Genomic DNA, 17,718 nt, shown 5'->3' with positions numbered 1-17,718 from the left:
TAAGCAGGAAATCGCCTGACGTCCCGTCGAGCCTGGTGACTCCATTGCGTTTTCATATGGAAACCCGCAGATTACACTCGATTTTGGCTTGGGGATATTTTCATGCGCATCTGTTGGCGGATTGCCGCCGTTGCGTTCGTGTCGTTTTCGGTTGTTTCAGTCGCCGTTTTTGCTGACGAGGCCGAGCGGCGGGGACCTGAGATCGACGTGTTCGCATCGATGAACGGCAAGTGCAGCGTCCTGAAAATTGCCGAGCGCGATTTCTCATGTACGACCGTGGCCTTTTCCCACAGTCCTGGGGGCCGATCCGGCTTCACCGTCCCCTTGAACGATCCCGACGACGATAGTCACATCGTTACGTTTTCAGGCGAGAAAAGTAAGAGAGAGCAGGACACCCTGTATGAATTATCGATCGACCGAATGCTGTTGAAATCAAAAGACAGACCCAAGGTCGATGGGTTGCCAACGCCATCCGTCGAGCTGTCGACTGGAATGTGCAAGCAGATCGGAAATTTTGCTGCACAGCAGGTATCCAGTGTGACTTGTAATGCCGCCGATGGAAAGGGACGAAAATACGAATTCCAGTTCGAATCGGATGGATCACCGATCAAGGTGAGGATGATAAGAGTGGCCGATACAGTCGTTGAAGAGCAGCGCACCAAGGCACTGGCCGCGCACGTGGAGCAGATGAAATGCCAACAGCAGGCCGTTCATGAGGGTGTTTTGCCCAGGGACCGCACGACCTTCATTCTCAAATGCATGGAAGAATAGCGGATGCGATTATCGCCAACGCGCTGGGTTTTGTTGGGATTGGCGGTATTCTTGTTGGCTGCCTACTTTCTCAATCGCGGGGTCCTGGTTGGATCCGAGATAATAACTGCACGACTAAGTGATGACTATCCGGTACCGTTTTACAAGAAACACTGCCGCTATTTGTTCTTCAACGGTGTCCAGCAAGTGTGGACAAGCTCCGAATCCACGAGGGAAGAAGCGGAAAGAAGCTCTTGTGCGCCGCTGAAAAGCGAACCGGTCATTCACCGGCGGCGCAAGTCTACGGAATCCTAGTGGCTGAGGTTACTGTTTCACCGGATGTCTGCTTTGATGCATTTTCGACCGAACCAATCCACTCCTTTCACTAACGAAATCTTAAGCATGATGCGAGTTACCGTCCGCTCGTAGTGAGTTGCACAACTTCCTGATCACGCGCGGCCTTCTAACCTTGCGATACAGCAGTCATTTTCAGTCCGATGCCGGACGTTAATGGCGGCCGGCGGATCACAAGGTCAGACGATGCGCGCTTCCGATTCCCCCACGATCGATACCGCCGAGTTCTTGCTGGCCGCGCTTGAGCAGGCGAGCGAGGCTATCGTCATTGTCGATAGCGATCTGTGCATACGCCATTTCAACGCCGCTGCCGAATCGATCTGGGGCGTGCGGCGCGCGGAGGTTCTCGGCTGCGATGCACACTGTCTTGGCTTCAATGAATTGAAAAATGGCGACGAATCTGAGATCACGATCCGGCGCAGCGACAACAGCCGGATCCGGGCTCAGCTATCGGTGTCGGGTGTCGAGATCGGCGGCCGAGCCAACTGCATGGTCTTCGTTCGTGACACCACCGCGGAGGTCGAACGACGTGAGAGGATCGCGCTGCTCAATCTGGTGGCCGACAAGACCAACCGCGCCGTCGTCGTCACCGATCGGAAGCTACAGATCGTCTATACCAACGCTGCGTTCTCCGGACTGTTCGGATACTCGCCTGAAGAAGCGCAAGGGCGACAGGCGCACCACTTGCTTGGCGGCCGATTCACCGATCGCAAGACGCTGGGGAAGCTGCCCCGCCGAATCTTCGATGACAGCGGCGCTGAAGAGGAAATCCTGGCCTACGACAAGAACGGCGATGAAATTTGGGTCTCGGCCATGGTCAAGCCGTTCCGCAACGCGCGCGGACGGGTCAAATACACCTTCGCCCTGTTGACCGATATCAGCGAGAACAAGCAGCTGAGGTCGCTGCAGCAACTGATCATGGCCGCGCTGGCCGACGAGCTTCCGCTCACCGAGATCGCCGACCAGCTGTGCCGGCGCGTCGAAACCATCGCACCCGATGTCGTCGCTTCGGTGCTGCACGTCGATTCGGACGGGCTGGTGCACCCGCTGGGTGGACCCAGCCTGCCTGACGATTACTCCCGCGCGCTTGAAGGCATCGCCATTGGTCCGGACGTCGGCTCGTGCGGGTCGGCCGCGTATTACGGCACGCCGGTGCTGGCCGAGAATCTCGACACCGATCCGCGCTGGCAGCCGTACAAGAGGCGGCCGCTCGAGGTCGGCCTGAAGGCCTGCTGGTCGACGCCGATCAAGGCCAAGGATGGCCGCGTGATCGGAACCTTCGCCTTCTATTTCAGGGAGCCTCGGGCGCCGAGCCGCTGGCATCAGCGGATCGTCGAGGCCTGCGTTCACCTCGGTGCGCTGGCGATCGAGCGAAAGGAAGCGCGGGCCCAGATCGCCCGGCTTGCCTATCACGACATGCTGACCGGGCTGCCGAACCGCGCGCAGTTGCGCGAGCTGATCAACCAGGCCATCGCGGACTGTCCTGCGGAAAAGCAGCTCGCCCTGATATTTCTTGACCTCGATCACTTCAAGGACGTCAACGACACGCTGGGACATTCGGCCGGCGACGCCCTGCTGATCGAGTTTACAAAACGGCTGCGCGGGCGCATCCAGCCGTCCGACCTGCTGGGACGCCTGAGTGGCGACGAGTTCGTCATCGCGCTGCCGAACTGCGATCCGGCGCGCGCCTCGCTGGTCGCCTCCAACATCACCGAAGCGCTGGCGTCGCCGCTATGGATCGACAACCGGCAGGTGCCGATTTCCGCCAGCATGGGCATCAGCATCTATCCCGACAATGCCACCGATATCGATACGCTGATACAGCAGGCCGATGCGGCGATGTACAAGGCCAAGCAAGCGGGCCGCTCCACCCACCGCTTCTTCAGCGCCGACATGAACCGGCTCGCCGAGCAGCGGCTCGTCTTCAGCGCGGCGCTTCGCCAAGCCATCGCCAATGACCGGTTGACGCTCGTCTATCAACCGCAGACCCGAACCGTCGACGGCGCTCTCTACGGCGTCGAAGCGCTGGCGCGCTGGCACGATCCTGATCTCGGCGACGTCCCGCCTTCGAAATTCATCCCGCTGGCCGAGGAAGTCGGCCTGATCGAGCAGATCGGCCTGTGGTCGATCCGCGAGGCGTGCCGGCAAATGGCCGCATGGCGCCATGCCGGGCTGGACGTCCCCTGCGTGGCGGTCAATTTGTCGCCGCTCAATTTCCAGAATGCGAAGCTCGCCGCCGTGGTGGCGGAGACCATCGCGGCCAACGGCCTCCCGCATGAAACGTTGATGCTCGAGATCACCGAGGGCGTGCTCGTGAACGAGCGCTCGGCGGCGATCGAAACCATGAATGCGATCCGCAAGCTCGGCGTCGGCCTGTCGCTGGACGATTTCGGCACTGGCTATTCCAGCCTGAGCCGGCTGGCGCATCTGCCGATCCGCGAATTGAAGATCGATCGCAGCTTCATGCGCAACATCGAGCGCGACGCCAGTGCACTCGCAATCGCCACCGCCGTCGTCCGCGTCGGCCAGAGCCTGAAAATGGCCGTGGTCGCCGAGGGCGTCGAAACCGAGGGGCAACGCCAACTGCTGGCTGCGCTCGGCTGCGACGTCGTGCAGGGCTATCTCTGCGCGCGTCCGATGTCGCCCGAAGCATTCGAGCGATGGCTGCTCGACCACGTCGCCGAGCAGGCGCGGATGATGCGCAAGAGCATCGAGGAGGCGCGCTCGCAACCGACGCCGTCGTTGCTGATCGCTTCCACAGGCGGTTAGGCAAACGATCTCCGGCTTCCGTAGGGTGGGCAAAGGCGCACTTGCGCCGTGCCCACCATCTCTCTTGCTGGCCTATCTATGGTGGGCACGCTACGCTTTGCCCACCCTACAGACCGCGCACCTTACTTCGCCGGGGTGTACTTGCCGTCCTTCACGGTCAGGATGATGCGCGAGCGGTCGTCGAGGCCGTAGCGATCCTTTTCGGTGAAGTTGTAGACACCCTGGCTTGCCGCGATGTCCTTCTCGGACGTCATGGCCTGGCGGAGCGCCTCGCGGAATTCCGGCGTGCCCGGCTTCGCCGTCTTCAATGCCACCGGCACGATACGCTTGAGCACTTCGAACGCATCGTAGGAATGGCCTGCAAACTGGCTGCGGCTGTTGACGCCGTATTTTGCTTCGTAGGCAGTGTTGAGCGCGAGCCCCGGCTTCTTGGTCAGCGCGCTGTCAGGCTGGGATTCAGGCGACATCACCGGACCCGAGGCCATGATCACGCCTTCCGCCGCAGGACCGGCGATACGGATGAAGTCCATGCTGGCGGCGCCGTGGGTCTGGTAGATCAGCCCCTTGTAACCGCGCTCACGCAGCGTGCTCTGCGGCAGGGCTGCGGCAGTGCCGGAGGCACCGACGAGAACCGCATCCGGATTGGCGGCGACGAGCTTCAGCACCTGCCCGGCGACCGAGGTATCCGGACGGGCAAAGCGCTCTTCGGTGGCCATGGTCAGGCCCATCGGAACGGCCTGCGCCTTGAAGTCGTTGACCCAGAGGTCGCCATAGGAATCGGAGTAGCCGATATAGCCGACGGTCTTGATGCCATGCGCCTTCATGTGCTCGTACAACACCTTGCCCATGATCGGGATCGGCTGCGGCATGGCCACCGACCACTTCATGCGCGCTTCGTTGATCGGGAACGGCGCGAGGCCGAAATGCGGAATTCCCGCCTCGTTCGCGACGGTGGAGACCGCGACCGTCGGCGGCGTCGTCGAAGAACCCATGATGATATCGGCTTTGGATTCCGTCACGAAGCGCCGCGCATTGGTGGTCGCTGCCGTGGGATCACCACCGTCGTCGAGCACGATGATCTTGATCGGCACGCCGCCGATTTCCTTCGGCACGAAGTCGAGTGCGTTCCGCTCGGGAATACCAAGGGCGGCCGCCGGTCCCGTCGTGGTAACGGAAATGCCGATCGTGATTTCGTTGGTCTGCGCGAGCGCGGGCGAACCCGGCAGGGCGAGAGCCGCTGCAACGGCTGCAGCGGACAAAAAGGCCTTCTTCATTCATTCCTCCCTTGATTGTCTATTTATCGTTCTAAGCAAAATCCCGTGGGCTATTCAGCCCCTTCTTTAGGTCATGCGGGGACTTGAGTCAGCCCCGAGGAGAACTGAGTCAGTCCCGCATGAATCGTTCGATGATCTCCGGGGGCATCGGTGCCGATTTGAGCTTCGCCGGATCGTCCGGATGCTTGCCGACCAACACGCGGGTCTCGAACGCCTCGATCGCCAGCGCCTCGCCCTTGAACACGTTGTGGAGCACCTCGAAAGAGGATCGCTTGAAACTCTCGATCCGGCTTTCGATCCTGATCCAGTCACCATGGGTCGAGGGAATGTGGAATTTTGCCCTTGTATCCACCATGGGTATGCCGACCAGGCCGTATTTGTGGATGATGTCCTGCTTCGAAAAGCCGGCGGCTTCGAACATGATCGAGGTCGAATCGTCAAACATCGCGAAATAACGCGGGTAGTAGACGATGTTGGCGGGGTCGCAATCGCCCCACTGGATCTGCACGTCGCGCCGGTTAATGAACATGAGCTGGAATATCCTAGCGCGGTGCCATGCGAAGCGCGGCATCGAGCCGCACCACTTCGCCGTTCAAATAAGGGTTGTCGATCATGTGCAGCGCCAGCGAGGCGAACTCGTCGGCCTGACCGAGCCGGCGCGGGAACGGGATCGAGGCGGCAAGCGAGTCCTGTGCTTCCTGCGGCAAATTGGCGAGCAGCGGCGTAAGGAACAGGCCGGGCGCGATCGTCAGCACGCGAATGCCGAACTGCGCCAGTTCGCGCGCGATCGGCAGCGTCATGGCGACGATGCCGCCCTTCGAGGCCGAATAGGCGGACTGACCGATCTGGCCATCATAGGCTGCGACGGAAGCCGTGGAAATCACCACGCCGCGCTCGCCGGTCGCAAGCGGCTCCAGCTTCGACATGCCCGCCGTCGCCAGCCGCAGCATGTTGAAGGAGCCGATCAAATTGACCTTGATTACCTTGTCGAAATCGCCGAGCGCCATCGGGCCTTCCTTGCCGATTACGCGCTTGGCGACGCCGATGCCGGCGCAGTTCACCAGCACGCGCGCCGGGCCGTGGGCCGCCGCGGCCTTGGCGATCGCAGCTTCCGCCGAGGCTGCGTCGGAAACGTCGCAGATCACGGCAACGCCACCGATCTCGGTGGCGACGGTTTCGGCAAGTTTTGCGTTGAGATCGCAGACCGCGACCTTGGCGCCCTGCGCTGCGAGCCGGCGCGCGGTTGCTGCGCCCAATCCGGATGCGCCGCCGGTGACGATGGCGGCCTGGTCCTTCAACTGCATGGTGCTCTCCCTGACAAGCTTTGTGCGAATTCGGCTACAGCGTAATCACCTGCGCCGGCGGCGCGGGCGAATAAATCTCCTCGATCAGCGCGCCGCGATTTTCCAATACCGCGCGCTGATTGATCGAGCCCTTGTCGGTGACCTCGCCGCGATCGATCGACAGCGGCGCATCGAGCAGCACCGCGCGCGTGATCCGGGTCGACGAGCCGGTCGCGCCCGCGACAAGCGCCCGGAAGCGCTCGCGGAAGGCCGCAACGATCAGCGGGTCGGACGCCGCAGCGGCCAGGTCGTCGAGCGGAAGCGTTGGATTGATCAGGCGGCAGCCGTCGAGGTCGAGCACCACCAGCGCCGATATTTCATCGCGGTTGATGCCGGCAATGACGACGTCGCGCACCAAAGGCGCGCAAGCGCCAACGAAGCGCGCCCGCAACGGCCCAACGCTGACCCAGGTGCCGCTGGCGAGCTTGAAGTCTTCGCCGGTGCGGCCGTCGAAATCGAACCCGGCGTCGAAATTATCGGGGTCGACTGGTTTCAGCGCATCGCCCATTTTGTAGAAGCCTTCCTCGTCGAAGGCTTTCGCCGTCATGTCAGGCTGACGCCAGTAGCCCGGCATCACGTTCGGCCCCTTGGCGCGAACTTCCAGCTTGCCGTTGTTGGGCACGAGTTTGGCATCATTGCCCAGCACCGGCAGCCCGACATGGCCGGAACGGCTGGTGTGCGGATTGACCGACATGAAGAACGGCGCAGTCTCGGTGGCGCCCAGGCCGGTCAGCATCGGCACGCGATAGCCGGTTTCCTGGACGGAAAGTTCGTCGAGACTGTTCCAGACAAAGGCTGACAGCGCGGCGCCCGAGAAGAACATTGCATGCAGCCGGCCAAAGAATTTTTTGCGCAAGGCGGGATCGTCGCGCAGATAGGGCAGCAGCGATTCATAACCCTTGGGCACGTTGAAATAGACCGTCGGCGAAATCTCCTGCAGATTACGCACGGTCTCCTCGATGCCGCCGGGCATCGGCTTGCCCTCGTCGAGATACATCGAGCCGCCATTGTACAGCGTCAGCCCGATATTGTGATTGCCGCCGAACGTATGATTCCATGGCAGCCAGTCGACGATGACGGGCGGCTCGTCCTTCAGGAACGCCAGCGTCTCGCGCAGCATCACCTGGTTGGCGCAGATCATGCGCTGGGTGTTGATGACGGCCTTCGGATTGCCCGTCGATCCCGATGTCAGCAGGAATTTTGCAATCGTGTCAGGGCCGATCGCCTCGTGTACTGCGTCGAGGCGCGGATGCAATGGCGCAGCCATCAGAACAGCGAGGTCAGTTACGTTGCGACCGGCCACCGTGCCGCGCGAGGCCGCGATCTCGATGCCATGGGACACGTTGGCAGCCAGCGCGTCGGCGAATTTCGAGGCGTCGTCGGCGAAGACGAGGCCGGGCGTCAATAGCTTCATCAGATAGCTGAGCTTGCCGTAGTCCCGCGACACCAGCGAATAGGCCGGCGAGACCGGGCAGAAGGGAATGCCGGCATAGAGCGCGCCGAACGCGATCAATGCATGATCGATCGAGTTGCCGGAGAGAATGACGACCGGTTTTTCGGCGGAAAGCCCGCGTGCCAGCAGCGCGGAGGCGATGTGCCGCGAGGAGGCGAGCAACTCCGCATAGGTGATCTGCCGCCAGCCCCGCGCGGCGTTGCGTTCCGCCATAAAGACCCGATCGGGCACGGCTGCGGCCCAATGATGCAGGCGGTCGGTGAGGCGCACGGGATAGTCGAGCAACGGCGCCTTCGGGCGCAGATAGATGGTGCCGTCATCGCGGCGCTCGACATGCACCGCGGGCGTGCCGAACGAGATCGGGCGCAGCGGATGATCGGCGCGCGCGGCTTTGTCGGTCGAGGCGGACATGCTGGGCTTGGCGCTCATGTCAGGTCGGCTTCACCTTTGCGGTCTTGTGATCGAGAAACGCGCGAATGCGGCGCTTGGCCTCTTTGTCGCTCTGCGCCACCGTTGCCATCAACGATTCCATCAACAGGCCGGCCTGCGGATTGGCCTCCGCGATCATCGGCAATGCCTGCAGCACGGCGAAATTGGTCAGCGGGGCGTTCGCAGCCACTCTTTCGGCCAGTTCCAGCGCCTTCGGAAGCGCGCCGTCGGCCTCCGTGAGATATTGCGAGAAACCATACGCCGAGCCTTCAGTGGCCGAATAGACCCGCCCCGTGAGCATCATGTCGATCATCCGCGCCACGCCGATCAGCCGCGGCAACCGCACCGATCCGCCGCCGCCCACGAAGATGCCGCGCTGGCCCTCGGGCAGCGCGAAATAGGCCGATGGTTCGGCGACACGGATATGTGCCGCGCAGGCCAGTTCCAGTCCGCCACCGATCACCGCGCCCTTCAGCGCCGCGATCACGGGAACGCGGCTATACTGGATGCGGTCGAATACCCGGTGCCACATCTGCGAATGGCGCAGGCCCTCGGTGGCGTCATGCTCGGTCAGTTCGGACAGATCGAGGCCGGAGGAGAAGTGATCGCCGACGCCATGGATGACCACGGCGCCCGTTCCCTCGGGAAGATTGGAGAAGCAGTCCTGGATCGCGAGGATGATGCCGTCATTCAGCGCATTGCGCTTGGCCGGGCGGTTGAGGCCCACGGTCAGCACCGCGCCCGTCTGCTCGATCTTGAGCAGGTCGGATGAACCCGCAGCGGCGGTGGAGGCGTTTCCCATGGGCGCGTTTTACTTCCTGTGCAGAATAGTTATATTTTATAACGATTTTGGACGGAGTCAATATGGATCTGTGGGCCCCTGCTGGCGCCACCGTCATTGCGAGCGAAGCGAAGCAATCCACCTTTCCGTACGCGAGGTGACAATGGATTGCTTCGCGGAGCCTGTCATCACTGTGCGGGCGCAATTGCGCTCGTCGCGGGGCGGGCATTCGCGCGACCCGTTGGCTCGCAATGACGTGGCTCCGACCGAACATGACCTCTCGTTCCCCTGACTGGACATGCCGCAGAGATGTCAAACTCGACGCGATTGACTGACTCACAACGGACATCAGGACTTGCGACAAGCGACTCGAAGCCAACCCCTATCAATGCACTCAGTTGGCCTGATACGATGCCCCGCTGGAGATTGACCGTCCACCGGCGCTGACCGAAGGCGTCATCTTGCAAGGAGGGCCCCTGGAATGAAGAGGACATTTGCTGCCTTCGTCGCGGTGGCTACGATCGTGGGTTCGCTCGCCGCGACGCCCGTAAGCGCACAGCGTGGCGGCGCCGCGGGCGTCACGGCTCCGGACCGCTATTCTTGGCCCGCCCCTTACGGAGCAGGTCGCGGGCCATACGACGATTTTGGCAGTTGCGAATGGGTGACCCAGCGTTTCTGGGACGGCCATGGCTGGCGGGTCCGCCGGGTGCGAGTCTGCGGCTGATCCGCGATTAGGCGAGATTGAACGGCTCGTAGCGACCATCGACGTCGAGCGGAGGCCGTCGAAATGACCGGGACCGTTTGATCCGTCAGGGGACTTCGGCGCTATCAAGTCGCGCGCGTGCATTTCGATTGACCTGACGCCCTCTTAAACGCTGAGTAGATGGACGGGTTACGAGCCATGGAAGAGTCTGAAAAGGTTACCAAGTTTAAATCGATAAGGTGTTCTGCGCTTCGGCGACCCGAGAGATGCTTCGATTCGGAGCGGTTTGGCATCAGGAGAAATTGAAATGCGCAAGTCCATTGGAGCCGCAGCGTTTGTAGCCATGGTGTTCACAGCGCTATCGGCATCTGCTCAACCCAGCGATCCCTACGATTATCCCTACTGCCTACAAGGCAGAGATTACGGCTACCCGGGTTTGTGTCGGTATACGAGCTACCAGCAGTGCCAGGCTTCGGCCTCCGGAACATTTTCGTATTGTGGCGTGAATCCTCGATTTGCATACGGATGGCAACAGCGCGGCTGGCGACCTTACCAAGTGCGATGATCGACACGGTCGCGACGCGTCTCAAATCGTTGCGTGCGCCGGGGTCATTTCAGAATTCGCGCACGAAACAAAAGTCCATTTCGATTCAATAATAGCTGTGCGCCCCTGCAGGGCCGGAAAGTCACAGCACCTGATGCACGTCGATCACCACTCGGTCGGCGTGGCGGGCGGCGGAGCCGATGAACAGGTTTTCCATCAACCAGCGGTATTTTTCACTACCGGTCTCGAACCGCGGCACGGTGCGGAAATAGATCAGTTTCGGATCGACCGGCTCGCCACGCTTCAACTTTTGCAGCAAGTCGACCGGACCGAAGCGCAGGCCCTTGTTTTCGACATAGACCACCGCGCCGTCGTCGGTCTCGAAGGCGTATTTGGCCTCCAGCTCGATCAGTTCGTTGGGCCGGATGATCTGGAAGTCGGCGCCGAACGGGCAGACCTTGCCATTGATCCCCTCGCCTTTCACCTCCCCGCCGATGATGGGAATGATCCGGCGCACACCGGTGCCGATCTCGCCCGCTGAAGTCACGTCGCCGATCCGCGCGGTGATCGTGAAAACATACTTCGTCGAAAGCTGCGGGGTCATCGGGCCATCCTATCCGGCCATACGTTGCGGCAGCCACAGCGCCAATATCGGGAATGCGATCAGGATCACCAGCCGGATCAGGTCCGTGACCACGAACGGAATCACGCCGCGGAAGATGGTCGAGAACGACACGTCCTTCACCACGCTCTTGATCACGAACACGTTCATGCCGACCGGCGGATGGATCAGGCCGAGTTCGACCGTCATCACGATGATGACGCCGAACCAGATCGGATCGAAACCAAGATGCATGATGACGGGGAAGATGATCGGCACGGTCAGGATGATCATGGCCATCGCATCCATCAGGCAGCCCAGCACCAGATACATCACCATGATCAAAGCGAGGATGCCGTAGGGACCGAGACCGAGGCCGGTGAGGAGTTCCGTAACCTTCTGCGGGGTCTGGGTCACTGTCAGGAAATAGCCGAAGATCAATGCGCCGATCAGCACCGTGAACACCGCAGCCGCGGTGCGGGTCGCCTGCAGCAGCGAGGCCAGTATCTTCTCCTTATCGAGCCGCCCGGTGAACAGGCCGATCAGGAACGCACCGGTGGCGCCGACGCCGCCGGCTTCGGTCGGCGTAAAGCGCGGCAGGAACGGCAGTCCGTAGAGCCCACCGATCACGAAGATGAACAACAGCACCGGCGCCCAGATGTTCTTCAGGCCGGCAAAGCGTTCGCGCCAGGTGGTTTGCGGACCGGTCGGCAGGAAGTTCGGACGGAACCAGCCGATCAGCGCGATCGTCAGCATGTACATGGTCATGGCGAGTATGCCGGGAATGATACCGGCGATGAACAGCTTGCCAATGTCCTGCTCGGTGATGATGCCGTAGACCGCGAGCACGGTGGACGGCGGCAGCATGGCGCCGAGCGTGCCGCCGGCGGCGATCACGCCGGTGGCAAAGGATTGCGGATAGCCGAAGCGGCGCATCTCGGGATAGGCCACAGCCGAGAACGTCGCGGCGGTCGCGACCGACGAGCCGCAGATCGCGGCAAAGCCGCCGCAGGCTGCGACGGTCGCAATGCCGAGCCCGCCGCGCAGATGGCCGACAAAGCCGTTGGCGGCGCGGAACAGTTCGCGGCTCATGCCGGAATTGCTGACGAACGTTCCCATCAGCAGGAACATCGGGATCACGCCGAAAGTATAGTCGGTCACCGTGCGCATCGAGGTCTGGCCGACCAACTTCAGCGCCGGCGCGAAGCCGACCAGGTAACCAAAGCCGCAGACGCCGACGAGGCCCATCGCCATGCCGACGGGCACGCGCAGCAGCATCAGCGCAAACAGCGCGACAAATCCAAGGACGGCGACGGCGTCGGTGCCCATGCGGCCTACTCCACCGTCTTCACTTTGGCATCATGGATATCTTCGGGATGGAAGATCAGCCGGTAGGTGCGGATCGCGATCAGAAGCACGGCAGCGCCGTCGCCGGCCCAAGCGATCGCAAAGAACGGCCAGGTCGGCATGTGCATGTCGAAGGTAAGAACGTTGTCATTGTAGGTGGTGCGCACCTTGTCGAACAGCGTCCAGGTCTGCACCGACACCACGAACAGCAGGACCAACGTCGCGAACACGTCGATCATGCGCTGGTACTTTGGGCCGACATTGGCCCAGATCAGGTCGACGGTGATATGGCCGCCACGATAGGAGGTGGCGGCGATCCCCCAGAAAATGAGGATGCCGAGCAGCATGCGCCCGATGTCGAAGGAATCCGGGATTGCATAGTTGAGCGTGTTGCGCAGCAGAACGCCGACGAAGATGTTGAGGGCGACGATGCCGACGAAGCCGGCGGCGATCCATTCGATGGTGTCGATGAAGCGATCCATCCACGCGCGATTCATGTCCGCTCCGAACGGGTGCCGGTGGGAAAAGGAGGAACGGCGGCAGGAGATCCCTGCCGCCGGAGGATATATACGCGTCTACTGTGCGAGCGCGTTGTACTTGGTGAGCGAAGCCTTGAGCTCGGACAGCGCTGCGTCCGGGTCGCCGCCGTTCTTCTTGACGCCCTCGCCCCAGGTCTTGACCAACGGTTCGGCAGCCTTTTTCCAAAGTCCGATCTGCTCCGGCGTGAGCTTGTAGACCTCATGGCCGGACTCCGCCTTGACCTTGTCGATCCCGGCGTCCTCCATCTTGCCCCAGAACTCGCCGACCTTGCCCGCGGCCTCGGTGTTGCAGTTATTGTCGATCGCCTTCTTCTGCTTGTCGGACATCGCGTTGTATTTGTCCTTGTTGATCACGAAGGCGAAGGTTGTGGTGTAGAGCGGCGCCTCCATGTCGAACTTGGTTACCTTGTCGATGCCGAACAGCACCAGCGATCCCCACGGGAAGGTGACGGCGTCGGCGACGCCGCGCTCGATGATGTCGCGGACTTCAGGCGCGGACGACTGCACGTTGGTGCCGCCAAGCAGCGTCACGAAATTCGCCATGGTGGCGTGCGCCGGACGCACCTTCATGCCCTTCACGTCGTCGGGCACCACGATCTTCTTGGTGCGGGAATGGAACGACGATGGAGAGTGAACGAAGGCGAGGCAGAACTTGACGTCCTTCATCTCCTTCTCGGCATATTTGCGGTACCAGGCGTCGAGCCCCATCGAGCCACCCTTGGCATCAGACATCAGGAACGGCATCTCGCCGGCGCCGATGATCGGGAAGCGGCCGGGCTGATAGCCGGGATTGACGTAAGTCACATCGGCGATGCCATCGCGCGCCATGTCGTAATGGTCGAATGCCTTGCCGAGCTGCTGGGCCGGGAACACTTTCGACTTGATGGTGCCGCCGGAATCCTTCTCGACCGCAGCGGCCCAGTCTTCCAGCGATTTCTGCAGCGGGTGCGAGGCCGGCACCCAGTGCGAAATCTTCAGGTCAAAAGTCTTTTCCTGCGCCAGCGCAGGCGTGACGCCGGCGGCAAGCAGCAGCGCCAACAACGCTTTCCTCATGGACATTCCTCCCCTGGCATGACAGGCCTTTTAGGTGCGGCCCCGTTATTTAACATGTTATCTAGTCCGCCCGCTTTTTCAAGGCGGACATCCGGTCGCACCGTTTTTGCGGTGCGGCGAACTGCGCTTCACAGTTTTAGCGCCGACGTGCTTTGCCAAGACTGTTATATGATATAATTATCGGGGCAAGTCCGCGGGTGACCTGCCCGCAGACTACAGCAATCGGGGAGCGGGTATTGAGGACAAAAGTAGCAATCATAGGTGCAGGTCCGGCAGGATTGTTGCTTGGGCAACTATTAGACCTCTATGGGATCGAAAACATCATTCTCGAGCGCCAGACGCCGGAATATGTGCTCGGCCGGATCCGTGCCGGCCTGCTCGAGGAAGGCACGGTGGCGCTGCTCGACGAAGTCGGCGCCGGCGCACGCGCCCATCGCGAGGGACTGGTCCACCATGGCGTGGAACTCGCGTTCGGCGGCGCACGCCACCGCATCGACATGCATGCCGCTACCGGCAAGACCGTCATGATCTACGGCCAGACCGAGGTGACGCTGGACCTGATGAACGCCCGCAAGGCTGCCGGCCTCACCACGGTCTACCAGGCCACCGACGTCAAGCCGCATGATTTCGACACCGACCACCCGCGCGTCAGCTACGTCAAGGATGGCCTCACGCACGAGATCGAATGCGACTTCATCGCCGGCTGCGACGGCTTTCACGGCGTCAGCCGCGCCAGCGTAAAACCGTCGGCGATCCAGACCTATGAGCGGATTTATCCGTTCGGCTGGCTCGGCATCCTGTCGGAAACCCCGCCAGTCAGTCCCGAGCTGATCTATTCCAACCACGCGCGGGGATTTGCACTCTGCACCATGCGCTCGACCCGGCGCAGCCGCTATTACGTGCAATGCCCGCTCGACGACGATATCGCGCAGTGGCCGGACGAGCGGTTCTGGGACGAACTGAAGCGCCGGATCGACCAGAAGGCGGCGGACGAACTCGTCACCGGCCCCTCGATCGAAAAGAGCATCGCGCCGTTGCGCAGTTTCGTCGCCGAGCCGATGCGTTTCGGCCGGATGTTTTTGGCCGGCGACGCCGCCCACATCGTGCCGCCGACCGGCGCCAAGGGGCTGAACCTCGCCGCCAGCGACGTGCATTATCTCTCGCAGGCGTTCCGCGAGTACTACGACGAGAAATCATCCGCCGGCATCGACGGCTATTCGGGACGCGCGCTGGCGCGGGTCTGGAAGGCGGTGCGCTTCTCCTGGTGGATGACCTCGATGCTGCACAAATTCCCTGACGAGGGCGAATTCGGCGCCCGCATTCAACTCGCCGAGCTGGACTATGTCGTCAACTCGAAGGCAGCCTCCGCCTCGCTGTCGGAGAATTACGTGGGGTTGCCGTTTTAGGCGGGCCGTAGAGTGGGCAAAGGAGCGAAGCGACGTGCCCACCATCTATCACCGAGCACGCTGAGAGATGGTGGGCACGCTTCGCTTTGCCCACCCTACGGCTGGAATACTGGGTCACCCGCCTGCAGGTGACGACACCATGATAGATTTAAACACCCGCCGTAATCCCGTTTAAAACTTTGTAGGTGGTGACTTCGCACGGCGTGTTGCGTTCAATGACGACAAACATCATTGCAAAGCGAGCCGCACATGACCGCTACCGACATCCCCGAAGGCTTTGAGCGCCGCACCCGTAGGAGCCCGCTAACCGATCCCTGGGAGCCGCTGTATTCGAAGCAGACCGACAAGGCCGTGATCATCGGGCTGCGGCTTGCCAAGCCGCACACCAACGGCCGCGGCCTGATCCACGGCGGACTGATCGCGGCACTCGCGGACAACGCCATGGGCCATTCCTGCGGTTATGTCATGGGCGGCGTGTCGTCGCTGGTGACGATCTCACTTGCAGTCGATTTCATCGGCACCGCCGAGGTCGGGCAATGGCTCACTGTCGAGAGCGACGTCGTCAAGACCGGCAAGACGATCTGCTTCGTGCAGAGCCTGATCAAGGCCGACGGCGTCGTCATCGCGCGCGCCAATGCCACATTCCGCGTGGTGCCGAAGAAGGCGCCGGTCTCCTAGTCAAAATTCCAGTCGGCGATCTCGGTCACGAGATCGATGAAGGTCCGAACCTTGGCGGATAACAGCCGCGAGGTCGGATAGACGATGTGGATCGGCACCGCCGGCTGCTCGAATCGCGCCAATACGATTTTGAGGCGCTCTGCCCTCAACGATTCGGCGGCCTGATAGGCCAGCACCCGCGTCAGCCCGCCGTCCGCTTCCGCATATTGGATCGCGGCATCCGAGCTGTTGGTGGCGAATCGCGGTGTGCTGGCAACGCGGATCTCGCGGCCGTCCTCGACGAATCGCCAGTCGAGCGCCGTCATCATGGCGCCGAACTGGATCGTGTCATGCGCGGCGATCTCCTGTGGCTGTTTCGGCTCGCCGCGCGCCTTGAGATAGCCTGACGAGGCCACCACGATCCGCCTCATCTCGCCGACGTGGCGCGCCACCAGGGTCGAGTCGGGCAGATGGCCGATCCGGACCGCGAGATCGACACCATCCTCGACGAGGTTGATCATGCGATCGGACAAACGGAGGTCGACGCCGACGTCGCCATAGCGCTTCAGGTAGGCGGTCACGATTCCGCTGACATGCAGCCGGCCGAACCCGACCGGCGCCGAAATGACGAGTTGCCCCTCCGGCCGCGTGCGCTCGCCCTCGATGGCGTCCTCAGCCTCCTCGATATCGGCCAGGATCCGTCGCGCGCGCTCCAGGTAGCGTGAGCCGGCGTCGGTCAGCGTCACCTGCCGCGTAGTCCGTTGCAGCAGCCGCGCGCCGAGACGCTCCTCCAGCGCCGCAATCAGCCGCGTGACGCCCGAGGGCGACAGGCCAAGCTTGCGCGCCGCAGGGGCAAAGCCCCGCAGGTCAGCCACGGCGACGAAGGCCTGCATGGCATCGATCCGGTCCATCGTATTATTGCATATATGGCAATAGTGTAGTGTCAATCCGCTGAATTGTTTTATTTGTGGGAATGTCCACTTTGGAGCGGAAGGACGATCGTTTCGACGCCCAACCATGGGAGGTTCAGATGTCTGACGTTCACACCTATTCCAGCGACGTCGCCTTTACCCCGGCGGTGAAGGCGATCCAGACCCGCAAGGGTTCGCGCGAGGGCTATGCCCATGTCGAGGAGCGTGGCGGCTGGCGTACCGAGATCGACGAAAATCTCGCCGGCTTCCTCGCCGAGACCAACAGCTTCTTCCTTGCGACGGCCTCTGCGGACGGCCAGCCCTATATCCAGCACCGCGGCGGCCCGAAGGGTTTTGTCAAAATCCTCGACAAGAACACCATCGCGTTTGCCGATTACAGCGGCAACCGGCAGTACATCACGCAGGGAAACCTGTCGGAGAATCCGAAGGGGCATATTTTCGTGATGGACTATGCGCATCGCCGGCGCGTGAAGATCTGGGGTGATGCACGTGTGGTGGAGGACGATCCGGCTTTGACGAAATCGCTGATGCCGCAGGGCTACAAGGCGCGGCCCGAACAGGTCATCCTGTTCAAGATCTCGGCCTGGGACACCAATTGCCCGCAGCACATCCCGCAGAAGTTCGATGCCGCCGACGTGGCGCAGGCGCTTGCTGTGCGCGACGCCCGCATCGCCGAGCTCGAAGCAGAACTGGCTGCACTGCAGGGCCAGTCCGCCTCGGCGACCTAGGAGACTTGTCGGTTCTGATCAAATCAGAACCGGGCGCCATCTGCTCTTTTGACGG

At 61.8% G+C, this 17,718-nt stretch carries 17 protein-coding genes; 7 read left to right on the top strand and 10 right to left on the bottom strand.

Translation table 11 applies throughout. The annotated features are described in order from the left end of the window. Window positions 1–102 precede the first annotated feature (102 nt). On the top strand, window positions 103–771 hold the full coding sequence (locus tag ACPPVP_RS05345; protein WP_426531979.1) for a hypothetical protein: 669 nt from the start codon (window positions 103–105) through the stop codon (window positions 769–771). A gap of 519 nt (window positions 772–1,290) precedes the next feature. Then, window positions 1,291–3,873, top strand: coding sequence for an EAL domain-containing protein (locus ACPPVP_RS05340; RefSeq protein WP_426531977.1), 2,583 nt, complete (start codon window positions 1,291–1,293; stop codon window positions 3,871–3,873). 122 nt (window positions 3,874–3,995) lie between these two features. Here the strand turns inward: ACPPVP_RS05340 and ACPPVP_RS05335 are convergent, their stop codons facing one another. From ACPPVP_RS05335 to ACPPVP_RS05315, 5 genes are all read right to left on the bottom strand, one after another. Beyond that, the gene (locus tag ACPPVP_RS05335) at window positions 3,996–5,147 is read right to left on the bottom strand and encodes an ABC transporter substrate-binding protein (protein ID WP_426531975.1); all 1,152 of its coding nucleotides are present in this window, start codon (window positions 5,145–5,147) and stop codon (window positions 3,996–3,998) included. Between the two features lie 109 nt (window positions 5,148–5,256). Next, entirely contained in the window at window positions 5,257–5,676 is a 420-nt protein-coding gene (locus tag ACPPVP_RS05330; protein WP_426531973.1) for an acyl-CoA thioesterase, read from the bottom strand. A gap of 13 nt (window positions 5,677–5,689) precedes the next feature. After that, window positions 5,690–6,451 (bottom strand): SDR family NAD(P)-dependent oxidoreductase, encoded by a 762-nt coding sequence (locus ACPPVP_RS05325; RefSeq protein ID WP_426531971.1) that lies wholly within the window; start codon window positions 6,449–6,451, stop codon window positions 5,690–5,692. A 34-nt stretch (window positions 6,452–6,485) separates the two neighbouring features. Then, complete coding sequence (locus tag ACPPVP_RS05320) at window positions 6,486–8,372, bottom strand: feruloyl-CoA synthase (RefSeq protein WP_426531969.1); 1,887 nt, start codon at window positions 8,370–8,372, stop codon at window positions 6,486–6,488. 1 nt (window position 8,373) lies between these two features. Next, the gene (locus ACPPVP_RS05315) at window positions 8,374–9,174 is read right to left on the bottom strand and encodes a crotonase/enoyl-CoA hydratase family protein (protein WP_426531967.1); all 801 of its coding nucleotides are present in this window, start codon (window positions 9,172–9,174) and stop codon (window positions 8,374–8,376) included. 460 nt (window positions 9,175–9,634) lie between these two features. Here ACPPVP_RS05315 and ACPPVP_RS05310 point away from each other — a divergent pair, with 460 nt between their 5' ends. Both ACPPVP_RS05310 and ACPPVP_RS05305 read left to right on the top strand, forming a co-directional pair. Further along, complete coding sequence (locus tag ACPPVP_RS05310; RefSeq protein ID WP_426531965.1) at window positions 9,635–9,877, top strand: hypothetical protein; 243 nt, start codon at window positions 9,635–9,637, stop codon at window positions 9,875–9,877. Between the two features lie 286 nt (window positions 9,878–10,163). Continuing rightward, complete coding sequence (locus ACPPVP_RS05305; RefSeq protein WP_426531963.1) at window positions 10,164–10,421, top strand: DUF3551 domain-containing protein; 258 nt, start codon at window positions 10,164–10,166, stop codon at window positions 10,419–10,421. 121 nt (window positions 10,422–10,542) lie between these two features. Here ACPPVP_RS05305 and ACPPVP_RS05300 read toward each other — a convergent pair whose 3' ends face one another. The 4 genes from ACPPVP_RS05300 to ACPPVP_RS05285 form a co-directional block, all read right to left on the bottom strand. After that, window positions 10,543–11,004 carry a DUF3237 domain-containing protein gene (locus ACPPVP_RS05300; RefSeq protein WP_426531961.1) on the bottom strand — a complete coding sequence of 154 codons (462 nt, stop codon included), beginning with the start codon at window positions 11,002–11,004 and terminating at the stop codon, window positions 10,543–10,545. 9 nt (window positions 11,005–11,013) lie between these two features. Beyond that, window positions 11,014–12,330 carry a TRAP transporter large permease gene (locus ACPPVP_RS05295; RefSeq protein ID WP_426531959.1) on the bottom strand — a complete coding sequence of 439 codons (1,317 nt, stop codon included), beginning with the start codon at window positions 12,328–12,330 and terminating at the stop codon, window positions 11,014–11,016. Between the two features lie 5 nt (window positions 12,331–12,335). Then, window positions 12,336–12,845, bottom strand: a complete 510-nt coding sequence (locus ACPPVP_RS05290) for a TRAP transporter small permease (protein WP_426531957.1) — start codon at window positions 12,843–12,845, stop codon at window positions 12,336–12,338. A gap of 78 nt (window positions 12,846–12,923) precedes the next feature. Next, window positions 12,924–13,940, bottom strand: a complete 1,017-nt coding sequence (locus ACPPVP_RS05285; RefSeq protein ID WP_426531955.1) for a TRAP transporter substrate-binding protein — start codon at window positions 13,938–13,940, stop codon at window positions 12,924–12,926. Between the two features lie 236 nt (window positions 13,941–14,176). Between ACPPVP_RS05285 and pobA the strand changes: the two genes are divergently transcribed. Further along, window positions 14,177–15,346, top strand: coding sequence for a 4-hydroxybenzoate 3-monooxygenase (gene pobA / locus ACPPVP_RS05280; protein ID WP_426531953.1), 1,170 nt, complete (start codon window positions 14,177–14,179; stop codon window positions 15,344–15,346). Between the two features lie 249 nt (window positions 15,347–15,595). Beyond that, window positions 15,596–16,024: a PaaI family thioesterase gene (locus ACPPVP_RS05275; protein WP_426531951.1), complete on the top strand. Its 429-nt coding sequence runs from the start codon at window positions 15,596–15,598 to the stop codon at window positions 16,022–16,024. On the opposite strand, the gene ACPPVP_RS05270 is transcribed toward ACPPVP_RS05275, so the two are convergent. Then, window positions 16,021–16,914 carry a LysR family transcriptional regulator gene (locus ACPPVP_RS05270; protein WP_426531949.1) on the bottom strand — a complete coding sequence of 298 codons (894 nt, stop codon included), beginning with the start codon at window positions 16,912–16,914 and terminating at the stop codon, window positions 16,021–16,023. The genes ACPPVP_RS05275 and ACPPVP_RS05270 overlap by 4 nt on opposite strands. A 119-nt stretch (window positions 16,915–17,033) precedes the next feature. On the opposite strand from ACPPVP_RS05270, the gene ACPPVP_RS05265 reads away from it, so the two are divergent. After that, window positions 17,034–17,663, top strand: a complete 630-nt coding sequence (locus tag ACPPVP_RS05265; protein ID WP_426531947.1) for a pyridoxamine 5'-phosphate oxidase family protein — start codon at window positions 17,034–17,036, stop codon at window positions 17,661–17,663. The last annotated feature ends 55 nt before the right edge of the window (window positions 17,664–17,718 follow it).

Source organism: Bradyrhizobium sp. McL0615 (assembly GCF_049993905.1).
Lineage (GTDB): Bacteria > Pseudomonadota > Alphaproteobacteria > Rhizobiales > Xanthobacteraceae > Bradyrhizobium.
Note: the sequence above shows the minus strand (reverse complement) of the source record. Positions and strands in the feature narration are given on the sequence as shown.